This is a genomic window from Mycolicibacterium setense (assembly GCF_000805385.1).
GTDB lineage: Bacteria > Actinomycetota > Actinomycetes > Mycobacteriales > Mycobacteriaceae > Mycobacterium > Mycobacterium setense.
The window spans coordinates 492,677-511,348 of the sequence record NZ_JTJW01000009.1 but is presented as its reverse complement, the minus strand read 5'-3'; the positions used below and the strand labels follow the sequence as shown (position 1 = coordinate 511,348).

The 18,672-nt window shown below is 66.7% G+C and carries 18 protein-coding genes and 1 tRNA gene; 8 read left to right on the top strand and 11 right to left on the bottom strand.

Features of this window, described 5'->3' with window-relative positions:
• Position 1 precedes the first annotated feature (1 nt).
• Positions 2-1,549: a methionine--tRNA ligase gene (gene metG, locus QQ25_RS25065; RefSeq protein ID WP_039381620.1), complete on the bottom strand. Its 1,548-nt coding sequence runs from the start codon at positions 1,547-1,549 to the stop codon at positions 2-4.
• A 24-nt stretch (positions 1,550-1,573) separates the two neighbouring features.
• Here metG and QQ25_RS25060 point away from each other — a divergent pair, with 24 nt between their 5' ends.
• The 3 genes from QQ25_RS25060 to rsmA all read left to right on the top strand — a co-directional run bounded on the left by QQ25_RS25060 (position 1,574) and on the right by rsmA (position 4,549).
• A complete protein-coding gene (locus tag QQ25_RS25060; protein WP_039381618.1) occupies positions 1,574-2,428 on the top strand; it encodes a TatD family hydrolase in 855 nt (284 codons plus the stop codon).
• A 97-nt stretch (positions 2,429-2,525) separates the two neighbouring features.
• Positions 2,526-3,653, top strand: coding sequence for a resuscitation-promoting factor (locus QQ25_RS25055; RefSeq protein WP_039324597.1), 1,128 nt, complete (start codon positions 2,526-2,528; stop codon positions 3,651-3,653).
• A complete protein-coding gene (gene rsmA, locus QQ25_RS25050; RefSeq protein WP_039381617.1) occupies positions 3,650-4,549 on the top strand; it encodes a 16S rRNA (adenine(1518)-N(6)/adenine(1519)-N(6))-dimethyltransferase RsmA in 900 nt (299 codons plus the stop codon). Before QQ25_RS25055 ends, rsmA begins: the two co-directional genes overlap by 4 nt.
• A 68-nt stretch (positions 4,550-4,617) precedes the next feature.
• Here rsmA and QQ25_RS25045 read toward each other — a convergent pair whose 3' ends face one another.
• Complete coding sequence (locus QQ25_RS25045) at positions 4,618-5,484, bottom strand: serine/threonine-protein kinase (RefSeq protein WP_039381615.1); 867 nt, start codon at positions 5,482-5,484, stop codon at positions 4,618-4,620.
• A 55-nt stretch (positions 5,485-5,539) separates the two neighbouring features.
• Here QQ25_RS25045 and QQ25_RS25040 point away from each other — a divergent pair, with 55 nt between their 5' ends.
• The 3 genes from QQ25_RS25040 (at position 5,540) to QQ25_RS25030 (ending at position 9,264) form a co-directional block, all read left to right on the top strand.
• The gene (locus tag QQ25_RS25040) at positions 5,540-6,508 is read left to right on the top strand and encodes a 4-(cytidine 5'-diphospho)-2-C-methyl-D-erythritol kinase (protein WP_201774267.1); all 969 of its coding nucleotides are present in this window, start codon (positions 5,540-5,542) and stop codon (positions 6,506-6,508) included.
• Positions 6,509-6,929: 421 nt separating this feature from the next.
• A complete protein-coding gene (locus QQ25_RS25035; RefSeq protein ID WP_039324314.1) occupies positions 6,930-8,567 on the top strand; it encodes a fatty acyl-AMP ligase in 1,638 nt (545 codons plus the stop codon).
• Positions 8,568-8,829: 262 nt separating this feature from the next.
• The gene (locus QQ25_RS25030) at positions 8,830-9,264 is read left to right on the top strand and encodes a DUF4189 domain-containing protein (protein ID WP_039381612.1); all 435 of its coding nucleotides are present in this window, start codon (positions 8,830-8,832) and stop codon (positions 9,262-9,264) included.
• Positions 9,265-9,631: 367 nt separating this feature from the next.
• On the opposite strand, the gene QQ25_RS25025 is transcribed toward QQ25_RS25030, so the two are convergent.
• Positions 9,632-10,159, bottom strand: coding sequence for a DUF6611 family protein (locus QQ25_RS25025; RefSeq protein WP_039381792.1), 528 nt, complete (start codon positions 10,157-10,159; stop codon positions 9,632-9,634).
• A 108-nt stretch (positions 10,160-10,267) separates the two neighbouring features.
• Here QQ25_RS25025 and QQ25_RS25020 point away from each other — a divergent pair, with 108 nt between their 5' ends.
• Together QQ25_RS25020 and QQ25_RS25015 are read left to right on the top strand one after the other, a co-directional pair.
• On the top strand, positions 10,268-11,302 hold the full coding sequence (locus tag QQ25_RS25020) for a 4Fe-4S binding protein (RefSeq protein ID WP_039381791.1): 1,035 nt from the start codon (positions 10,268-10,270) through the stop codon (positions 11,300-11,302).
• Between the two features lie 70 nt (positions 11,303-11,372).
• Positions 11,373-12,458 carry a metallophosphoesterase family protein gene (locus tag QQ25_RS25015; protein ID WP_039381609.1) on the top strand — a complete coding sequence of 362 codons (1,086 nt, stop codon included), beginning with the start codon at positions 11,373-11,375 and terminating at the stop codon, positions 12,456-12,458.
• A gap of 10 nt (positions 12,459-12,468) precedes the next feature.
• On the opposite strand, the gene pth is transcribed toward QQ25_RS25015, so the two are convergent.
• The 8 genes from pth to QQ25_RS24975 all read right to left on the bottom strand — a co-directional run bounded on the left by pth (position 12,469) and on the right by QQ25_RS24975 (position 18,595).
• Complete coding sequence (pth, locus tag QQ25_RS25010; RefSeq protein ID WP_039324305.1) at positions 12,469-13,044, bottom strand: aminoacyl-tRNA hydrolase; 576 nt, start codon at positions 13,042-13,044, stop codon at positions 12,469-12,471.
• 32 nt (positions 13,045-13,076) lie between these two features.
• Positions 13,077-13,733, bottom strand: a complete 657-nt coding sequence (locus tag QQ25_RS25005; protein ID WP_039324303.1) for a 50S ribosomal protein L25/general stress protein Ctc — start codon at positions 13,731-13,733, stop codon at positions 13,077-13,079.
• Positions 13,734-13,902: 169 nt separating this feature from the next.
• Positions 13,903-14,775, bottom strand: coding sequence for an oxidoreductase (locus tag QQ25_RS25000; protein WP_039381605.1), 873 nt, complete (start codon positions 14,773-14,775; stop codon positions 13,903-13,905).
• A 40-nt stretch (positions 14,776-14,815) separates the two neighbouring features.
• On the bottom strand, positions 14,816-15,451 hold the full coding sequence (locus QQ25_RS24995) for an LpqN/LpqT family lipoprotein (RefSeq protein ID WP_039324591.1): 636 nt from the start codon (positions 15,449-15,451) through the stop codon (positions 14,816-14,818).
• Positions 15,452-15,456: 5 nt separating this feature from the next.
• On the bottom strand, positions 15,457-15,822 hold the full coding sequence (arsC, locus tag QQ25_RS24990) for an arsenate reductase (glutaredoxin) (RefSeq protein ID WP_039381603.1): 366 nt from the start codon (positions 15,820-15,822) through the stop codon (positions 15,457-15,459).
• Positions 15,823-16,803 carry a ribose-phosphate diphosphokinase gene (locus tag QQ25_RS24985; RefSeq protein ID WP_039324298.1) on the bottom strand — a complete coding sequence of 327 codons (981 nt, stop codon included), beginning with the start codon at positions 16,801-16,803 and terminating at the stop codon, positions 15,823-15,825.
• 201 nt (positions 16,804-17,004) lie between these two features.
• On the bottom strand, positions 17,005-18,450 hold the full coding sequence (glmU, locus tag QQ25_RS24980) for a bifunctional UDP-N-acetylglucosamine diphosphorylase/glucosamine-1-phosphate N-acetyltransferase GlmU (RefSeq protein ID WP_039324295.1): 1,446 nt from the start codon (positions 18,448-18,450) through the stop codon (positions 17,005-17,007).
• A gap of 73 nt (positions 18,451-18,523) precedes the next feature.
• A tRNA-Gln gene (locus QQ25_RS24975) sits at positions 18,524-18,595 on the bottom strand.
• Positions 18,596-18,672: the final 77 nt, after the last annotated feature.

Below are 18,672 nucleotides of genomic sequence, written 5' to 3'. Positions count from 1 at the left end.
GTCAGTCCATCTGGTAGCGGGGGAAAACCCCCGTCGGAGCGGGCAGTTCGGTTCCGGGCTTGATCCGGGTACCGATCGAGTCGAAGTCGCGTGCGTCGGTCGGCTGGCCCAGCAGGTCGAGCAGCTTGGCCGTCGAGTCCGGCATCACCGGCTGCGTGAGCAGCGTTGCAATGCGCAACACTTCGAGCGTCGTGTAGAGCACCGTACCGAACCGCTGTTGGTCGGCGGGATCATCGGACTTCCGCAGCACCCACGGCTCCTGGGCGGAGAAATAGCGGTTCGCCGCACCGAGAACCGACCAGATCGCTTCCAGCGCAAGGTGCATCGCCGGCACGTCGTAGTGTGCGCGCACCTGTTCCAGCAGGGCGTCGGCCGCGCTCAGCATGGCCGTGTCGTCGTCGGTGAACGAACCCGGATCGGGCACCACACCGTCGAGGTTCTTGGCCACCATCGACAGCGAGCGCTGAGCCAGGTTGCCCAGCTCGTTGGCCAGGTCGGCGTTGATCCGGCCGATGATGGCGTCTTCGTTGTAACTGCCGTCCTGACCGAACGGCACCTCGCGCAGGAGGAAATAGCGCACCTGATCGAGCCCGAAGGTGTCGACGAGGTTCACCGGGTCCACGACGTTGCCGATCGACTTGCTCATCTTCTCGCCCTTGTTGAGCAGGAAGCCGTGAACGAACACCCGGCGCGGCAGTTCGATCCCCGCCGACATCAGGAATGCCGGCCAGTACACGGTATGGAACCGGATGATGTCCTTGCCGATCATGTGCAGATTCGCCGGCCAGTACCGCTGGAAGGCAGCCGAATCGGTGTCGGGGTAGCCGACCCCGGTCAGGTAGTTGGTCAGCGCGTCCACCCACACGTACATCACGTGGTCGGGATGGCCGGGGACCGGCACGCCCCAGTCGAACGTGGTGCGAGAGATGGAGAGATCGCGCAGCCCGCCCGAGACGAAGCTCTTCACCTCATTGCGCCGGACCTCGGGTGCGATGAACTCCGGGTTGGCCTCGTAGTGCGCCAGCAGCCGGTCGGCATAGGCCGACAGCTTGAAGAAGTAGGTCTGCTCCTCGGTCCAGGTGAGTGGAGCGCCCGTCTCGGTGGCGATGCGGGTGCCGTCGGGCTGCTCGGTGGTCTCGCCCTCGGTGAAGAAGCGCTCGTCACGCACCGAGTACCAGCCCTTGTACGAATCCAGGTAGATGTCACCGGCCTCGTTCATCCGCTGCCAGATCTCCTTGGACGCCTCATAGTGATCGGCGTCGGAGGTGCGGATGAACCGGTCGAAGGAGATGTTGAGCTTCTCCTGCAGCCGCTGGAACACGTCAGAGTTGCGGTTGGCCAGCTCCGCTGCCGAGATGCCCTCGGCAGCGGCGGTCTCGGCCATCTTCTGGCCATGGACGTCGGTACCGGTCAGGTAGCGCACGTCGAAGCCGTCGAGTCGCTTGAACCGGGCGACCGCATCGGTGGCGATGTACTCGTAGGCGTGCCCGATGTGCGGCGCGCCGTTGGGGTACGCGATGGCCGTAGTTATGTAGAAAGGCTCACTCATTTGGTCCCACCTTATTGTGTTGCGGTGGGTTCCAAACGCTCAGCCAGGGAGAGACCGCCGGCCCCGGAGCCGTTGGCTCCACTGGTCGACGCACACACCCATCTCGACGCCTGCGGTGCGCAGAGCGCCGCCGACGTCCGCGACATCATGGACCGCGCGGCGGCCGTCGGGGTGGGCACGGTGGTCACCATCGCCGACGACCTGGACTCGGCACGCTGGGTCACCACGGCCGTCGAGGCCGACGACCGGGTCTACGGCGCGGTGGCGCTGCACCCCACCCGGGCCAATGCGCTGGATGACGCGGCCAGGGCGGAATTGGAGCGGCTGGCCGTACATCCGCGGGTGGTGGCGGTCGGGGAGACCGGGATGGACCTGTACTGGCCGGGCCGGTTGGACGGCTGCGCGACACCGGCCGAGCAGCGCGAGGGTTTCGCGTGGCACATCGACCTGGCCAAGCGCACCGGTAAGCCGCTGATGATCCACAACCGGGATGCCGATGCCGAAGTTCTGGATGTGCTGCGCGCCGAAGGGGCGCCCGAGACAGTGATCTTCCACTGTTTTTCGTCCGGACCGGAGATGGCCCACACCTGCGTCGAGGCGGGCTGGGTGCTGAGCCTTTCGGGCACGGTGAGCTTCAAGAACGCCACTGAGCTGCGGGAAGCCGCCCGGCTGATCCCGCCCGGCCAGCTGCTGGTGGAGACCGACGCGCCGTTTCTGACGCCGCACCCGTATCGCGGAGCGCCGAATGAGCCGTACTGCCTGCCATACACTGTGCGGGCACTCGCAGAGTTGCTGGACCGGCCCGCCCAGGAGGTCGCGTCCGAGACCGCAGCCACTGCGGCGCGGGTGTACGGACTTAACGGGAATCGCCCGGCGTAGTTGCCGGTGCTAGACCTTTTCGTTACCGTCTTGTGATCAAACGCTCTACTGGCCGGCGGTGAACTGCGCCGTGGGTCCGGGGAAGAACGCGAGAACTGTGGACGCTCTGAACAAACTTCATGAATCCCGATCTCCGCTGCTGCGTGGCGTGGTGGGAGCCCTGCTGGTCACGCTCACCGCGGCCGGGGGCTACGCCGTCGGATCGCACAAGACCGTCACGCTGAGCGTCGACGGAGCGCCGATGACGGTGACGACGATGAAGTCCCGGGTGATCGATGTGGTCGAGGAGAACGGATTCTCGGTAGGCGACCGCGACGATCTCTACCCCTCCGCCGACGAGTCCGTGCACCAGGCCGACACCATCGTCCTGCGCCGCAGCCGGCCGTTGGAATTGTCGTTGGACGGCAATGACAGCAAGCAGGTCTGGACCACGGCCTCGACCGTCGACGAGGCCCTCGCGCAGCTGAAGATGACCGACAAGGCGCCGGCGGCGGCGTCCCGCGGCAGCAGGGTGCCGCTGGGCGGTATGGCACTGCCCGTGGTGAGCGCCAAGACAGTCCGGATCGACGACGGCGGCAACGTGCAGACCGTGCACCTGGCCGCCCCGAACGTGGCCGGCCTGCTGGCCGCCGCGGGCGCACCACTCGAGCAGAACGACACCGTGGTTCCGCCGGCATCGACCCCGGTCACCGAGGGTATGCACGTTCAGGTCACCCGCATGCGCATCGAGAAGGTCACCCAGCGGATTCCGCTCACCCCGGGCAACAAGCGCATCGAAGACACCAGCATGAACATGAGCCGCCAGGTCGTCGAGGACCCGGGCGCCCCGGGCACCCAGGACGTGACCTACGCGGTGGCCAAGGTGAACGGCGTGGAGACCGGCAGGCTGCCAGTAGCCAATGTCGTGATCGAGCCGGCCCGCGACGGCGTGCTCCGAGTCGGAGCAAAGCCTGGCACCGAAGTGCCGCCCGTCTCCAACGGAGCGCAATGGGATTCTCTCGCGCAGTGCGAAGCGGGAGGTAACTGGGCGATTAACACAGGTAACGGATTCTTTGGCGGCGTCCAATTCGACCAAAACACCTGGGAGCGACAGGGTGGTCTGCGGTATGCTCCGAGAGCCGATCTGGCGACAAGAGAAGAGCAGATTGCGATTGCTACGGTGACGCAGGCCCGGCAAGGATGGGGAGCCTGGCCGGTGTGTAGTGGGAGGATTGGGGCGCGCTGACTATTCGACTGCTCGGGCGGACCGAGATACGACGCTTGGCGAAAGAAATCGATTTTCGTCCACGCAAGGCCTTTGGCCAGAACTTCGTTCATGATGCCAACACCGTTCGGCGCATTGTGTCGGCCTCCGGGATCCACCGGAACGACCATGTGCTGGAGGTCGGACCGGGTCTCGGGTCACTGACCCTGCCCCTGTTGGACCGTGGCGCCAGGGTGACCGCAGTGGAGATCGACCCGGTGCTGGCCAGGCAATTGCCGGCCACCATCGCCGATCACTCCCACAGCGAGATCAACCGGCTGACCGTCATCAACCAGGACGTCCTGACACTGATGCCGTCTGATCTGACCGATCAACCGACGGCGCTCGTGGCGAATCTGCCGTACAACGTGGCGGTGCCTGCGCTGCTGTACCTGTTGGCCGAGTTCCCGTCGATCCGGACGGTGATGGTCATGGTGCAGGCCGAGGTGGCCGAGCGGCTGGCGGCTGAACCCGGTGGCAAGGACTACGGCGTACCCAGTGCCAAGGCGCGGTTCTATGGAAACGTGCGCAGGCACGGCATGGTGTCGCCGACGGTGTTCTGGCCGATTCCGCGGGTGTACTCCGGACTGGTCCGCATCGACCGGTACGAGACGTCGCCGTGGCCGACGGACGCCGCGTTCCGCGATGAGGTGTTCAAGCTCATCGACATCGGGTTCGCGCAACGGCGCAAGACCTCCCGCAACGCGTTCGCCGATTGGGCGGGTTCGGGTAACGAGTCGGCTGAGCGGCTGCTGGCCGCCAGTATCGACCCGTCGCGCCGTGGCGAGACACTCGGCATCGCCGACTTCGTCCGGCTGTTGCAGCGGGCCAAAGAAGCTGAGGGCGAGGCCGCGGCGGAGGTCGAGGCGGCGCACTGACCCAGCGCAGAACGTGAAGAAGATCGCGAGATTCTCGAAGAATCTCGCGATCTTCTTCGCACCGGGGCTCACCCAGGGGGCTCGATCACCTCGGTGATCAGTCCGACGAACTCCGAACACGAGTCGTGGCGCCGGTCCGGCTCCTTGGCCATCGCCTTGGCGATGATCGAGTCTGCCGCGCGTGGAATCCAGTTGCACCGCTGCGATACTCGTGGTGGTCGGCTGTAGAGCTGCTGATCGATCAGGGTCACCGCGGTATCCGCGGTGAAGGGTGGCGCTCCCGTGAGCAGTTCAACCGTTGTGCAGGCCAGCGCGTACTGGTCGGTCGCGGCCGACGGCGTCCGCCCGACGAGCAGTTCGGGTGCCGAATAGGGCAGTGACGCTTGGATGTTCGGATGCGGTTGGGATGGCTGACGGGTGATGCGCCGGGCCGGGTCGAGGCTCATCCGCGCGGGACGATCGTGGGCGAGCCGGGCGGCGACGTCCTCGGCCATCGAGTGCGCGACGCCGAAGTCGATCAGGACTGCCCGCGAAAACGGCTCATCGACAAGGATATTGGCGGGCTTGACGTCGCAGTGCGCGATCCCGCGGCGGTGGGCGAAGTCGAGTGCCCCCGCGATCTGGGTCAACGCGGTGAGCCGCTGCGGGATGGCGGGCAGGTTGTTCACCGTGCCGCCGTCGAGGAACTCCATCGCCAGCCACCCCGGGCCCGCCGCGAACACCGTGACGATGTGGGGATGGGTGAGCCTGCGGGCGAAGTCGAACTCGCGTTGCAGGCGCGCCAGATGGGCCGGTTGGCGGTGCCGGTCATCGAGAATTTTGAGTGCGACGGTGGCCCCGTCGGGGTCGCGGGCCAGGTACACGACGGCTGAGCCGCCGGTGCCCATGACTTTCACCGCGGTGTATCCGGCGACGATCACCTCGGGTGAGGGCACCGTCTCAGCTTAAGTTCACCGACAACCGTGGGTTCGCGGCGATAGTGTCGTGGCCGTGTCAGCATCCGACGGCAGTACCGCATCCGAGTGGGTTCCCACCGGTTCTGTCACCGTGCGTGTCCCCGGCAAGGTCAACCTGTATCTGGCCGTCGGCGACGTGCGCGACGACGGCTACCACGACCTCACCACGGTGTTCCATGCCGTGTCGCTGCTGGACGAGGTGACGGTGCGCCATGCCGACCTGTTGACGCTGACGGTCGAGGGCGAGGGTGTGGAGTCGGTGCCCACCGACGAGCGCAACCTGGCCTGGCGCGCCGCCGAGCTGCTGGCCGATCATGTGGGCCGGTCGCCGGATGTGTCGATCAGCATCGACAAGTCGATCCCCGTCGCCGGCGGCATGGCCGGCGGCAGTGCCGACGCGGCCGCGGTGCTGGTGGCGATGAACACGCTGTGGGAGCTCGGGGTGCCCCGGCGCGATCTGCACGCCCTGGCCGCCCAGCTGGGCAGTGACGTCCCGTTCGCGCTGCACGGCGGCACTGCGCTGGGCACTGGGCGTGGTGAGGAGCTGGCCACGGTTCTGGCCCGCAGCACCTTTCACTGGGTGCTGGCGTTCGCCCACAAGGGTCTGTCCACCCCGAAGGTGTTCGGCGAGCTGGATCGGCTGCGCGCGGACACCTCGACCGGAGGCCCGCCGCGGGCCGAGGAGCCCGAGCCTGTGCTGGCGGCGCTGGCTTCCGGTGACCCGGCCGAACTGGCCGCCCTGCTGGGCAATGACCTGCAGCCGGCGGCACTGAGCCTGTACCCCGACCTGCGCCGGACCTTGCGTGCCGGGGTGGAGGCCGGTGCGCTGGCCGGGATGGTGTCCGGATCGGGTCCGACGTGCGCGTTCCTGTGCCCGTCCTCGACGTCTGCCGTGGATGTCGGTGCGGAGTTGGCGGGAGCGGGCGTGTGCCGGACAGTGCGGGTGGCCAGTGGTCCGGTGAGCGGTGCCCGGGTGGTTCCCGAGCCGTCCACGTCGGCCTGACGGGCGGTCGGGCTGCTCTGCCGTCGTCCGCTGTTTCCTACGCCAGGGCTGCGAACTTTGCGCCGGTCCAACCCCTGAGTAGAAAACGACGCAGTCCAACTGGCCTCGGCCTGAGACTGTGACGCAGACCTCAATTAACGCGAGGGTTTGGCCAGTTACTTAAGGGTCTCTTAAGATGATCGGCGGTGAATGCTAGCGATCTTGCGTCGGCGACTTGTGCGCCCGCCTCCCATGACGGTGGGCGGTCGCGGAGCTGTATCCCCGGCTCTGGGGCATCACCTTTTCGAGACATAAATGCTCCCCAATCGTATGCGCGCGCCTACCGACAAGCAGTGCACGGCGGGCGGAGCATGGATAACCGGGCAACTGCACCTGGCGCACTGCCGCCGGTGCTGCGGTCGCGGAAGCCAAGGAGGTCGTCGTGAGCAGATTCACCGAGAAGATGTACCGCAACGCTCGGGAGAGCAAGCGCGGCATGGTGACCGGCGAGCCGCACGAGCCGGTTCGCCACACCTGGGGTGAGGTTCACGAACGGGCCCGGCGCATCGCGGGCGGCCTGGCCGCCGCGGGTATCGGCCATGGCGACGCCGTCGGCGTGCTGGCCGGCTTCCCGGTGGAGATCGCGCCCACCGCCCAGGGTGTGTGGATGCGCGGCGCGAGCCTGACCATGCTGCATCAGCCCACCCCGCGCACCGACCTGGCGGTGTGGGCCGAGGACACCATGAACGTCATCGGCATGATCGAGGCCGACGCCGTCATCGTCTCCGAGCCGTTCCTGGTCGCCATCCCGGTGCTGGAAGAAAAAGGCATCAAGGTGGTCAAGGTGGCCGACCTGCTGGCCGCGGACCCGATCGACCCGGTGGAAACCGGCGAGGACGATCTGGCCCTGATGCAGTTGACGTCCGGCTCGACCGGTTCACCAAAGGCCGTGCAGATCACGCACCGCAACATTCACTCCAACGCCGAGGCGATGTTCATCGGCGCGCAGTACGACGTCGACAAGGACGTCATGGTCAGCTGGTTGCCCTGCTTCCATGACATGGGCATGGTCGGCTTCCTCACCATCCCGATGTACTTCGGCGCCGAGCTCGTCAAGGTCACGCCGATGGACTTCCTGCGCGACACCCTGCTGTGGGCCAAGCTCATCGACAAGTACAAGGGCACCATGACCGCGGCGCCCAACTTCGCCTACGCGTTGTTCGCCAAGCGGTTGCGCCGTCAGGCCAAGCCCGGCGATTTCGATCTGTCCACGCTGCGGTTCGCGCTCTCCGGCGCTGAGCCCGTGGAGCCGGCCGATGTCGAGGACCTGCTCGACGCGGGCAAACCGTTCGGTCTCGACCCGCACGCGATCCTGCCGGCCTACGGCATGGCCGAGACCTGCCTGGCGGTGTCGTTCTCCCCGTGTGGGGCGGGCCTGGTGGTCGACGAGGTCGACGCCGACCTGCTGGCCGCGCTGCGCCGCGCCGTGCCCGCCACCAAGGGCAACACCCGCCGGCTGGCCTCACTCGGCCCGCTGCTGCGCGACCTTGAAGCCCGAGTCGTCGACGAGCACGGTGATGTGATGCCCGCCCGCGGTGTCGGTGTCATCGAGCTCCGCGGCGAATCGCTGACTCCCGGCTACATCACCATGGGCGGTTTCCTGCCGGCCCAGGACGAGCATGGTTGGTACGACACCGGCGATCTCGGCTACATCACCGAAGAGGGCAACGTCATCGTGTGCGGTCGCGTCAAGGACGTGATCATCATGGCCGGGCGCAACATCTACCCGACCGACATCGAGCGTGCCGCCGGCCGCGTCGAGGGCGTCCGCCCCGGCTGCGCCGTCGCGGTGCGTCTGGACGCCGGGCACTCGCGCGAGACCTTCGCCGTCGCCGTCGAATCCAACGCCTGGCAGGATCCGGCCGAGGTGCGCCGTATCGAACATCAGGTGGCCCACGAGGTGGTCTCCGAGGTGGACATGCGTCCGCGCAATGTCGTGGTGCTCGGGCCTGGCAGCATCCCCAAGACGCCGTCGGGCAAGCTTCGTCGCGCCAATTCGGTCTCGCTGGTCACCGGCTGACCCGACATTTCTCACCGCGAGCGTGCGGTTCCGTACTGCGAACCGCTCCTGGCGGCAGCACTTTCAGTGTCTCCGCGGCCCCTCGCGCACGTCTGAGTTGAGCCCCGGCGAAACGCCGCGTTTCTGCATGCTTTTCGGCGACGCACACCCTCGGATGCGCCGTGCAATAGAACAAAGGTGATGACAGCACAGTCAATTTGCTCATTGTTAATGCGATGTTTTTGTATTCTGTCGCAGAAAACACTTTGAGGAGAGGACTGGAATGGTCAAATCCAAATGGGTTTCGGCGATCCTGGGGGCGGGCGTCATCGCCGCCGGGATCACCGCGGGAACCGCATGGGCCGGTGGCCCGGGTGGATATGTCGAGGGTGACCCCGAGGATATTTTTGCTGCTGTCGGTACCGGCGAATTCATCGACACCATAGCGGGTTTCACCGCTACCGGTGATACGGGCGAAGAGGCTTCGGCGGCGGTGATCGCGGCCTGCCAGAGCGCGGGAGGTGTGGAGTGCACCGCCGATGAGGTGACCAACGACCGGTTGTGCATCGTGTCCGTCGCGAGTGACAGCAACCGCGTCGTGGCCGGCGGTGCCGGGCCGACTGTCGAGGCCGCCCGTCAGGACGCGTTCAACCGGGCGGCAGCGAACAACACTCCGCTCGATGCGGATTCCCCCGTCGTCGTATCGGCCTGCCCGTGATGAGCGGGCGGATGTCGGCGGTCGTAGCCCCGAAAGGGAGGGACAGGATGACTGGTCGCGGCACGTTTGCGTTTTTGATGGCGAGTTTGGCTGCCGTGTCGGTCGTTTCAGCTCCGGTTGCAAGTGCTCGACCGACCTGCCAGGACACGGCCACCAAGACGATTTGCACGACCAATGGCAGTACCTCGATCAAGGCCAGGCCGGGAACGACGGCGCCGCCGGCCAATCTGCCGGTGTTCCCGTGGTTGGGGATGCCCGGCGCTCGCCGCTAGCCGTTCCCGAGACCGTACTCAGCACCGTGAGCGGGCGTAGCTTTTCGTGATGCGCCCGCTCACGGTGGTCGTGGTTCCCTCGAAGGCGTCCGAAATCAGTTGCTCTGCTTGGTGTCTGCGGGCTTGTCGGCTTGCATCCGGTTGTAGACCTGCCACCAGATCAGCTCGTGATCGACGGCGGTGATCTCACCGCGAGCGTGCCGCTTGTCGGCGTGTAGGAGCTCGGCGGCCAGCACGACGAGGCGTTCGCGGGCGGCGGCAGACGCCGGATCGTCGCAGCCGGCCATCGTCGTCGCGCACAGTGTTCGCACGCGGTAGAACGCGCTGCCGGACAGGCCGAGCACGACGGCTCCTGAGGTGAGGAACACCGCGGTGGAGATCCCGAACGCGGGCCACGGCGACATCTGCCCGCCCAGCCAGAGCTGGCACAGCAGCCACACCAGCATTCCCCACAGGGGCCATCCCCGGGCGAGCCGGACGAGGCGGTGCTCGGGGGTGCTCAGGCCCGGCGGATAGACCACCAGCCGGTAGTAGGTGATGCCGAAGCGTCCGGGCCTCACCTGCACGCAACCCCACGCCCGGGAGCCGTCGAGCGCGGGCCGCAGGAGCCGGTTGCCGTTCATATCTCGGGTGTACCCGCTGCGCACGTGCGCGCATACCGCGTGAACGGATTCTTTACGCCGATCGGTCAGATCCTTGCGGGCTGGGTATATGTCACTATACTCAGCCTGATGAAGCCGAAACTGCCGCCCCGACTGGCCGACCACCCGACTGTCCGCGCGGTGCGCGCCCGTGCGGACTCGGCGGTTCCCGACGTCATCGACGCCGACTGGCTGCGCGCGCTGTGCCTGGACGCCGGTGCCGACGACGTGGCCTTCGCCAGTGTCGACGATCCGGCTCTGGCGTCGGAGCGCGAACATGCCGAGGCCGCACTGCCGGGAGTGCGCGGTTACATCTCGCTGGTGGTGAAGATGAACCGCGACAACGTGCGCTCGTCCACCCGCAGCGTCGCCAACCAGGAGTTTCACCGCAGCGGCGAGATCATCAACGAGGCCGCACACCGGATCACCCGGGCGTTGGAGGATGCCGGCCATCGCGCGGTGAACCCGTCGGCCACCTTCCCGATGGAGATGGACAGGTACCCCGGACGGATCTGGGTGGTGGCGCACAAGCCCGTCGCGGTGGCGTCCGGCCTGGGCGTGATGGGGATCCATCGCAACGTGATCCACCCCAGGTTCGGCAACTTCATCCTGCTGGCCACGATCATGGTGGGCACGCCGGTCAGCAGTTACGGTGTGCCGCTGGACTATTCACCCTGCCTGGAATGCAAGCTGTGCGTGGCGGCCTGCCCGGTCGGGGCGATCGGCAAGGACGGCGAGTTCGACTTCGTCGCCTGCTCGGTGCACAACTACCGCGAGTTCATGGGCGGATTCACCGACTGGGTGCAGACCGTCGCCGACAGTGCCGACGCGACCGATTTCCGGTCCCGGGTCAGCGATTCCGAGAACGCCTCGATGTGGCAGAGCCTGTCCTTCAAGGCCAACTACAAGGCTGCGTATTGTCTGGCGGTGTGCCCGGCCGGGGAGGACGTGATCGAGCCCTACCTCGATGACCGCAAGGAGTTCATGGACCGGGTGCTCAAACCTTTGCAGGACAAGCGGGAGACGCTGTATGTGCTGCCGAACTCGGCGGCCAAGGCGCACGCCGAGAAGCGGTATCCGCACAAGACGGTGAAGGTTGTGGACAGCGGAATCAGTGGGCGCTGAGGGGTCGTTGAAATCTCCGTGAGCGCAATGCCGGACGGTATCTCCCCGGCGTGGCTAAGGTTTCGCCACGATGGCGACGCAGCAGGGTGACTTTCGGCTGTGGGCATTCGGTGATGCCCATGTGGGGACGGACAAGCAGTTCGGCCGGGAGAGTCTTGCCGAGGCCATCCGGCAGTCGGAATTCGGTGGTACACAGGGTGGTCCGGCTTTCGACTGGGATATCGCGGTGGATGTCGGCGACATGTCCGGTGCCCATCACAGCCTGCCCGACGATGCCGAGGGATGGGAGGTCCGCCGGCAGCTCGCGGCGCTGCGCAGGCACCGTCGTGAAGATGTGTACTCGGTGTGCGGAAATCACGACCGCAGCGGCCTTTCCGAGGCCGACGCCTGGTGGTGGCAGAAGTGGATCGACCCGCTCGGCGCGCACACCGAACATTCCGGGGTCCATGCCGGCGCGCGGCCCTACCCGGTCACCGGGACCTGGGAGCGGTACTCATTCCGGGTGGGCAACCTGCTGTTCCTGATGCTCAGTGACCGCAACGAGCCGTCTCAGTCCGTCGGTCGGGGCACACTCGGCGGCAACCCCGGTGGGGTCGTCTCCGCCGAGACCTTCGACTGGTGGGCGAACATGGTTGAGCAAAACCGTGATTCGGTCATCATCACGGTGCACCACTATGTCCTCAAGGACACCACGGTGGCGTCGGGGGAGTGGGAAGGCGTGCGCCGTGGTGCGGACGGAAAACTCTACGAGCACTACCACCGCCCGTTCCCGGAGGGGACTCCGCAGGGCGCGTCTTATCTGTACTGGGTCGGCGGCAAGCCGGACTCCGGGGCCTTCGAGCGCTACCTCACAGAGCATCCGGGTGCGGTCGCGCTGTGGCTGGCCGGTCACACCCACACCAATCCCGACGATTCCCACGGCGGCAAGACCCATATCGAGCAGGCTTGGGGTGGAACCTATTTCATGAATGTGGCGTCATTGAGTCGCCATCACATGCCGATCACGACCTTGCCGATCAGCCGGCTGCTCACATTTCGGCCAGGCAGTCGCGAGGTGCGGGTGCAGTGCTATCTGCACACCGACCAGCATGCGCCGCAGGGCTGGTACGCACCGGCGGAGCGCACGCTCACCCTGGACCGGCCGTTCCTCCGGTGACGGAGCGGAATCACCAGGCGTGCACGGTGTTCTGGGCCGGCTCCAGGCCCTGAGCGATCAACAGCTCGGTGGCGTCGGCGGCCTGCTCGCAGATCGTCGGCACCTCGGCGCGTTCGGCGGCGCTGAACGCCTCAAGCACGAACGCCGCCGGATCCTTACGGCCCGGGGGGCGGCCCACTCCGATGCGAACCCGCTGAAAATCCTTGCTGCCCAGTGCTGATGCCACCGAACGCAGTCCGTTGTGGCCGCCCTCGCCGCCACCGACCTTGAGCCGGATCCGGCCGAAGTCGATGTCGAGCTCATCGTGGATCACCACGATCCGGCCCGGAGGCACCGAGTAGAACTTGGCCAACGGTCCGACCTGACGGCCGGACTCGTTCATGTAGCACCGAGGTTTGGCCAGTACCACCGGGGCTCCCGCGAGCCTGCCGGTGATCACCTCGGCACCGGACTTCTTGTGCACTTTGAAGGCCGAGCCGATGCGGGCGGCCAGTACATCGGCCACCATGAACCCGACATTGTGCCGGGTTTTGGCGTAGGCGGGCCCGGGATTTCCCAGGCCCACCACCAGCAGCGGCTCGGCCATTCGCGCAGTGCCCTGAGTGTCGCGACTCGTACTTACTCGGCTTCTTCGGCAGGCTCGGCGGCCGGCTCCTCGGCCGGGGCGGCCTCGGCGGTCTCGCCGGCACCCTCGGACTCCAGGTCCTCGGCGCTCGGGGCCTCGACGATGTTGGCCACCAGCAGTTCGGGATCCGAGGTCAGCGAAACACCGCCGGGCAGCTCGACCTGGCCGGCGAGAATCTGGGTGCCGGCCTCGACGCCCTCGATCGAGACGGTCAGATGCTCGGGGATCGACATGGCGTCGACCTCGATCTCGATGGTGTTGGTCTCCTGGGTGACCAGGGTGCCCGGGACGGCGTCGCCCTCGAGGACGACGTTGACCTCGACGGTGACCTTCTCGCCGCGGCGCACGACGAGCAGGTCGGCGTGCTGGATGTTGCGGCGGATCGGGTGAATGTCGAGAGCCTTGGTCAGCGCGAGTGCCTCGGTACCTTCGATGTCGAGCGTCAGCACGGCGTTGGTGCCCGCGTGGCGCAGCACCGCGGCGAACTCACGCGCGTTGAGCTCCAGGTGCTGGGGCTCGGTGCCGTGGCCGTACAGCACGGTGGGCACCTTGCCGTCGCGGCGGGCCTGGCGCGACGCGCCCTTACCGGTGCGGGTACGCACGGCGGCGGTCAGCTTGTTCGGGATGTTCTTGGCGGCGGCCTTGGCCATGATGTTGCTCCTCTAATTGCGGTACTGCGGTCAGATCGTCAGCACGGCAAGGGTCGCAACACTTGAAGAAGTTCCCGCCGATAACGGTGGTCCAGTTGGTCCACCCTCGCCGTGACGCCAGGTCAGGGTAGCAAAGACCGGGCCGCTCCCGAAAATCGGCGGGAGCGCGCTACAGCGGGTAGGTGGTCTTGGTGAGCTGTTCGGACAGCTCCCACAGAGCCCGCTGGGTGCCCGCTCGCCGGGCCAGCGGGCTGCGCCCGACCGGTCCGCTGGGGCCGAACTGGCCGAACCGCGGCCCGATGAAGCTGTCGCCGGGAACGTCCTGGGACACCGCGAACAGGGTCTGACGTGCGCCGAACGACGGCTCGCTGGCGAACACCCGGTTGGCGGTCGCCATCATCCTGGCGCCGAACTTGTTGCCGGTCTGGCCCTGCAGGTTGGTGGCCGAATAGCCGGGATGGGCGGCCATTGCACGCACCTGTGAGCCCGACGCGGTCAGCCGGCGCTGCAACTCGGAGGTGAACATCAGATTGGCCAGCTTGGACTGCCCGTAGGCCAGCCATGCCGAGTACGGCCGGGATTTCCAGTTCAGGTCCCGCAGGCTGATCTTTCCCATCCAGTGCAGCAGCGACGACACCGTCACCACCCGGTCGCTGATCTTGGGCAGCAGCAGGTTGGTCAGCGCGAAATGGCCGAGGTGGTTGGTGCCGATCTGGCTCTCGAACCCATCGGCGGTCCGGCTCAGCGGCACGGCCATGATGCCGGCGTTGTTGACCAGCACGTCGACGCTCTCGACGGTCTCGGCGAACTCGTGTATCGAGGCCAGGTTCTGCAGGTCGAGTTTGCGCACCTCGACCTGCCCACCCGTCATCGTCTCGGCCGCTGCGGTGCCCTTCTCCAGGTTGCGCACCGCGACGGTGACCTTGGCGCCCACGCGGGCGAGCTCACGCGCCGTGACGAGCCCCAGTCCACTGTTGGCGCCGGTGACGATCACCCTGCGACCGGAAAACGATGGCAGGTCGGCGCTGGTCCATCCACTCATGCAGACCACCCTACGGTCGTGCCGGCAGTTCTTCGCGGCTTCATTTCTTGGCGATGTTGAAGCCCGAGATGATCGACTCGATGTCCGGTCCCTGGGCGGCAGCCTCGTCGGCGTAGGTCGTCACGGTCAGCTGGACGAGATAGCGCTGCGGCGGCTGCAGCCCGTCGTTGGCGATGACGACGCGGTTGTAGCTCTGCATGCGTTTGCCGTTGAGGTCGTAGCTGCCCTCGATCATCGCCGACGGGAAGCCCTTCCAGTCCGCGTTGGATGCGTTGAGCTGCTTGAAGTTCTCCGACAGCTGGGCATCGGCGTAGCCGTGCTCTTTGAGTGCCTTGGGCACGTCGAAGTCGCCGTGCAAGGTGAAGGCCAGCATCATCGCGGTGGGGTAGGTGTCGCCCTTGGCGATCATCCGGGTACCTGGGGCCAGGTTGGGATTGTTGTACGGGTGCCATCCCGGCGGGCTGGGCATGGTGACGCTCAGATGCGGGATCTTCTCGGGCGCGATGGGCTCGCCGACGACGCCGGAGTCCTCCAGGAACTGCCACAGGGGCACTGGCTGGTTGTCGGCCGGGGCCGCCGGAGTCGTCGAACTCGTGGTCCAGATCGACTTGTAGTCAGGTGTTTCGGCGCCACAACCGGTGGCCAGGACCGCCAGCGCGGCGGCGGTGACGAGCAGCCGCTTCACAGAATCTCGCGCACCGAATCGATCGGCCGGGCCAGCCGGGTGCCCTTGTCGGTGACGACGAACGGCCGCTCGATCAGGATGGGGTTCTCGGCCATCGCATCGAGCAGTTCCTCGTCGGACGCGTCGGCCAAACCCAGCTCGGTATAAAGGGATTCGCGTTTGCGCACCGCGGTCCGCACGTCGATTCCCGCCTCGGCGATCATCTTCTTCAACTCCGCGCGCGTCGGCGGCGTCTTGAGGTACTGAACGACCTCGGGTTCGATGCCGTTCTCGCGCAACAGTTCCAGTGTTTTGCGTGAGGTCGAGCATTTGGGGTTGTGGTAGATGACGGCGGCGGGCCGCACAGCAGGTTCAGCTGGCATCTAGGCGGACCCGTCGAACAGCCCGGTCACCGAGCCGTTGTCGAACACGGCGCGGATGGTGCTGGCCAGCAGCGGCGCGATGGACAGCACGGTCAGCTGTGGGAACTGCTTGTCCTCGGTGATGGGCAGCGTGTTGGTGACGATCACCTCGCGCGCGCCGCATTCGGCGAGCCGCTGGGGGGCCGGATCGCTCAGCACCCCGTGGGTGGCGGCGATGATCACGTCCTTGGCGCCGTCCTCGCGCAGCAGCTTGACCGCGCCGGCGATGGTGCCACCGGTGTCGATCATGTCGTCGGTGAGGATGCAGGTCTTGCCCTTGACGTCACCCACGACGCGGTTGGCCTTGACCTGGTTGGGCACCAGCGGGTCGCGGGTCTTGTGGATGAAGGCCAGGGGGACGCCGCCCAGGGCGTCGGCCCACTTCTCGGCGACCCGGACGCGGCCCGAGTCGGGGGAGACGACGACCATGTCGGAATCGCTGTAGTTCTCGGCGATGTAGCCGCACAGCAGCGACTGGCCGCGCATGTGGTCCACCGGCCCGTCGAAGAAGCCCTGGATCTGGTCGGTGTGCAGGTCGACCGAGACGATGCGGTCGGCGCCCGCGGTCTTGAGCAGATCGGCGACCAGGCGGGCCGAGATGGGCTCGCGGCCGCGGTGCTTCTTGTCTTGGCGCGCATAGGGATAGAACGGCAGGATCGCGGTGATGCGCTTGGCGCTACCGCGCTTCAGCGCGTCGATCATGATGAGCTGTTCCATCAACCACTGGTTGAGTGGAGCCGGATGCGATTGCAGGACGAACGCGTCGCAACCGCGCACGGACTCGTCGAACCGGACGAAGATCTCGCCGTTGGCAAAGTCCCGCGCTGTCTGCGCGGTCACCTCGGTACCGAGTTCCTTGGCCACTTGTTCTGCCAGTTCCGGGTGCGCGCGCCCCGAGAACAGCATCAGGTTTTTTCGATTGTCGGTCCAGTCCGTGGCCACTTGGCTGCCTTCGCGGTTGGGGATCGATACGGAGCAATCGTACGTAGCGTTTCTGGTAGTTCGTAGCCGGGTTACCAGATTGCCAACACGAAACGTCGGTTCCGTCGTGCTTGCGTCGCAGCCGATCGCCATCAGCACCGAGGATTGCTGCTCAATATTGACCGCAATCCTCGGTACTACCGGTTGTCCACCGGCCGCTGGCTAAGCCCCTTCGTCCTGGGCTTTGCGAGCGGCTTCAGCAGCGGCCGAGCCCGGACGCTTGCGCTCCACCCAGCCCTCGATGGTGCGCTGGGCGTTGTCCGAGACGGCCAGCGCACCGGGCGGGACGTCGTCGCGCAGGACGGTGCCCGCGCCGGTGTAGGCGCCATCGCCGACGGTGACCGGAGCGATGAACATGGTGTCGGACCCGGTCCGCACATGAGAGCCGACGGTGGTGCGGTTCTTGGTCTCGCCGTCGTAGTTGACGAACACGCTGGACGCACCGATATTGCTGTGATCACCGATGTCGGCGTCGCCGACGTAGGTCAGGTGCGGCACCTTGGTGCCGGTGCCGATGGTGGAGTTCTTGGTCTCGACGAACGCGCCGAGCTTGGACTTGGCCCCGAGGACCGTGCCCGGCCGCAGATAGGTGAACGGGCCGACGGTTGCGCCTGCACCGATCACGGCGAGCTGGCCGTGCGTGCGCACCACCGATGCGCCGTCACCCACCTCGACGTCGGTCAGCGTGGAGTCCGGACCGATCTCGCAGCCGGCACCGATCTCGGTGGTGCCGAGCAATTGGGTGCCTGGGCGCACGACGGTGTCGCGGCCGATGGTCACGTCGACGTCGATCCAGGTGGTGGCCGGGTCGATGATCGTGACACCGGCGCGTTGATGGCGGGCCACGATGCGGCGGTTGAGCTCGGCGCCCAGATCGGCCAGCTGCACCCGGTCGTTGACGCCGGCCACCAGGGCACTGTCGTCGACGTGCATGGCCCGCACCGTCCGGCCGTCCTGGCGCACGATCGCGATGACGTCGGTGAGGTACAGCTCCTGCTGGGCGTTGTTGGAGCTCAACCTGCTCAGCGCCGAGCGCAGGTCGGCGATGTCGAAGGCGTACACACCGGCGTTGACCTCGCGGATCGCCCGCTGTGACTCGGTGGCGTCGGCCTGTTCGACGATGCCGATGACCTCGTTGTCCTGGGTACGCAGGATGCGGCCGTAGCCCGTCGGGTCGGGCACGGTGGTGGTGACGATGGTGACCGCGGCGGTTTCCGCGCTGTGGGTTTCGATGAGGCCGGCCAGGGTGTCGGCGTCGAGCAGCGGCACGTCACCCGAGGTCACCACGACCGTGCCGGCGAATTCGTCGGGCAGCGAGCTGAGACCGCAGGCCACGGCGTGGCCCGTACCGAGTTGCTGATCCTGGATCGCGACGTCGATGGTGCGGCCCAGCTTGTCGGCCAGCTCGCCGACCGCGGGGGCGATGCGCTCACGGTCGTGGCCGAGGACGACGACCAGATGCTGGGCAGCGGCATTGGCCACGGTGTGCACCGCGTGGCTGAGCATGCTGCGGCCGGCCAGGGTGTGCAGCACCTTCGGGGTGTCCGAGCGCATTCGGGTCCCGGCACCTGCTGCCAGTACGACGACTGCGGCCTCGGTGCTTGACACAGGTACCCCTTCTGTCCTTTCCGCCGACCCGCCGTCAACAGCGGGTCGTCGCGGGCGTTCGCGGGATCGTCTGCTCCGTCGCCAGGACTCGAACCTGAACTATCTGAACCAAAATCAGAGGTGCTGCCGATTACACCACGACGGAATGTTCGGGAGAGACTCTAGTCGAACGGTCTAGCCTGATATGCGTGGCAGCACCCGACAAGGAAATCCGGGCCCCTC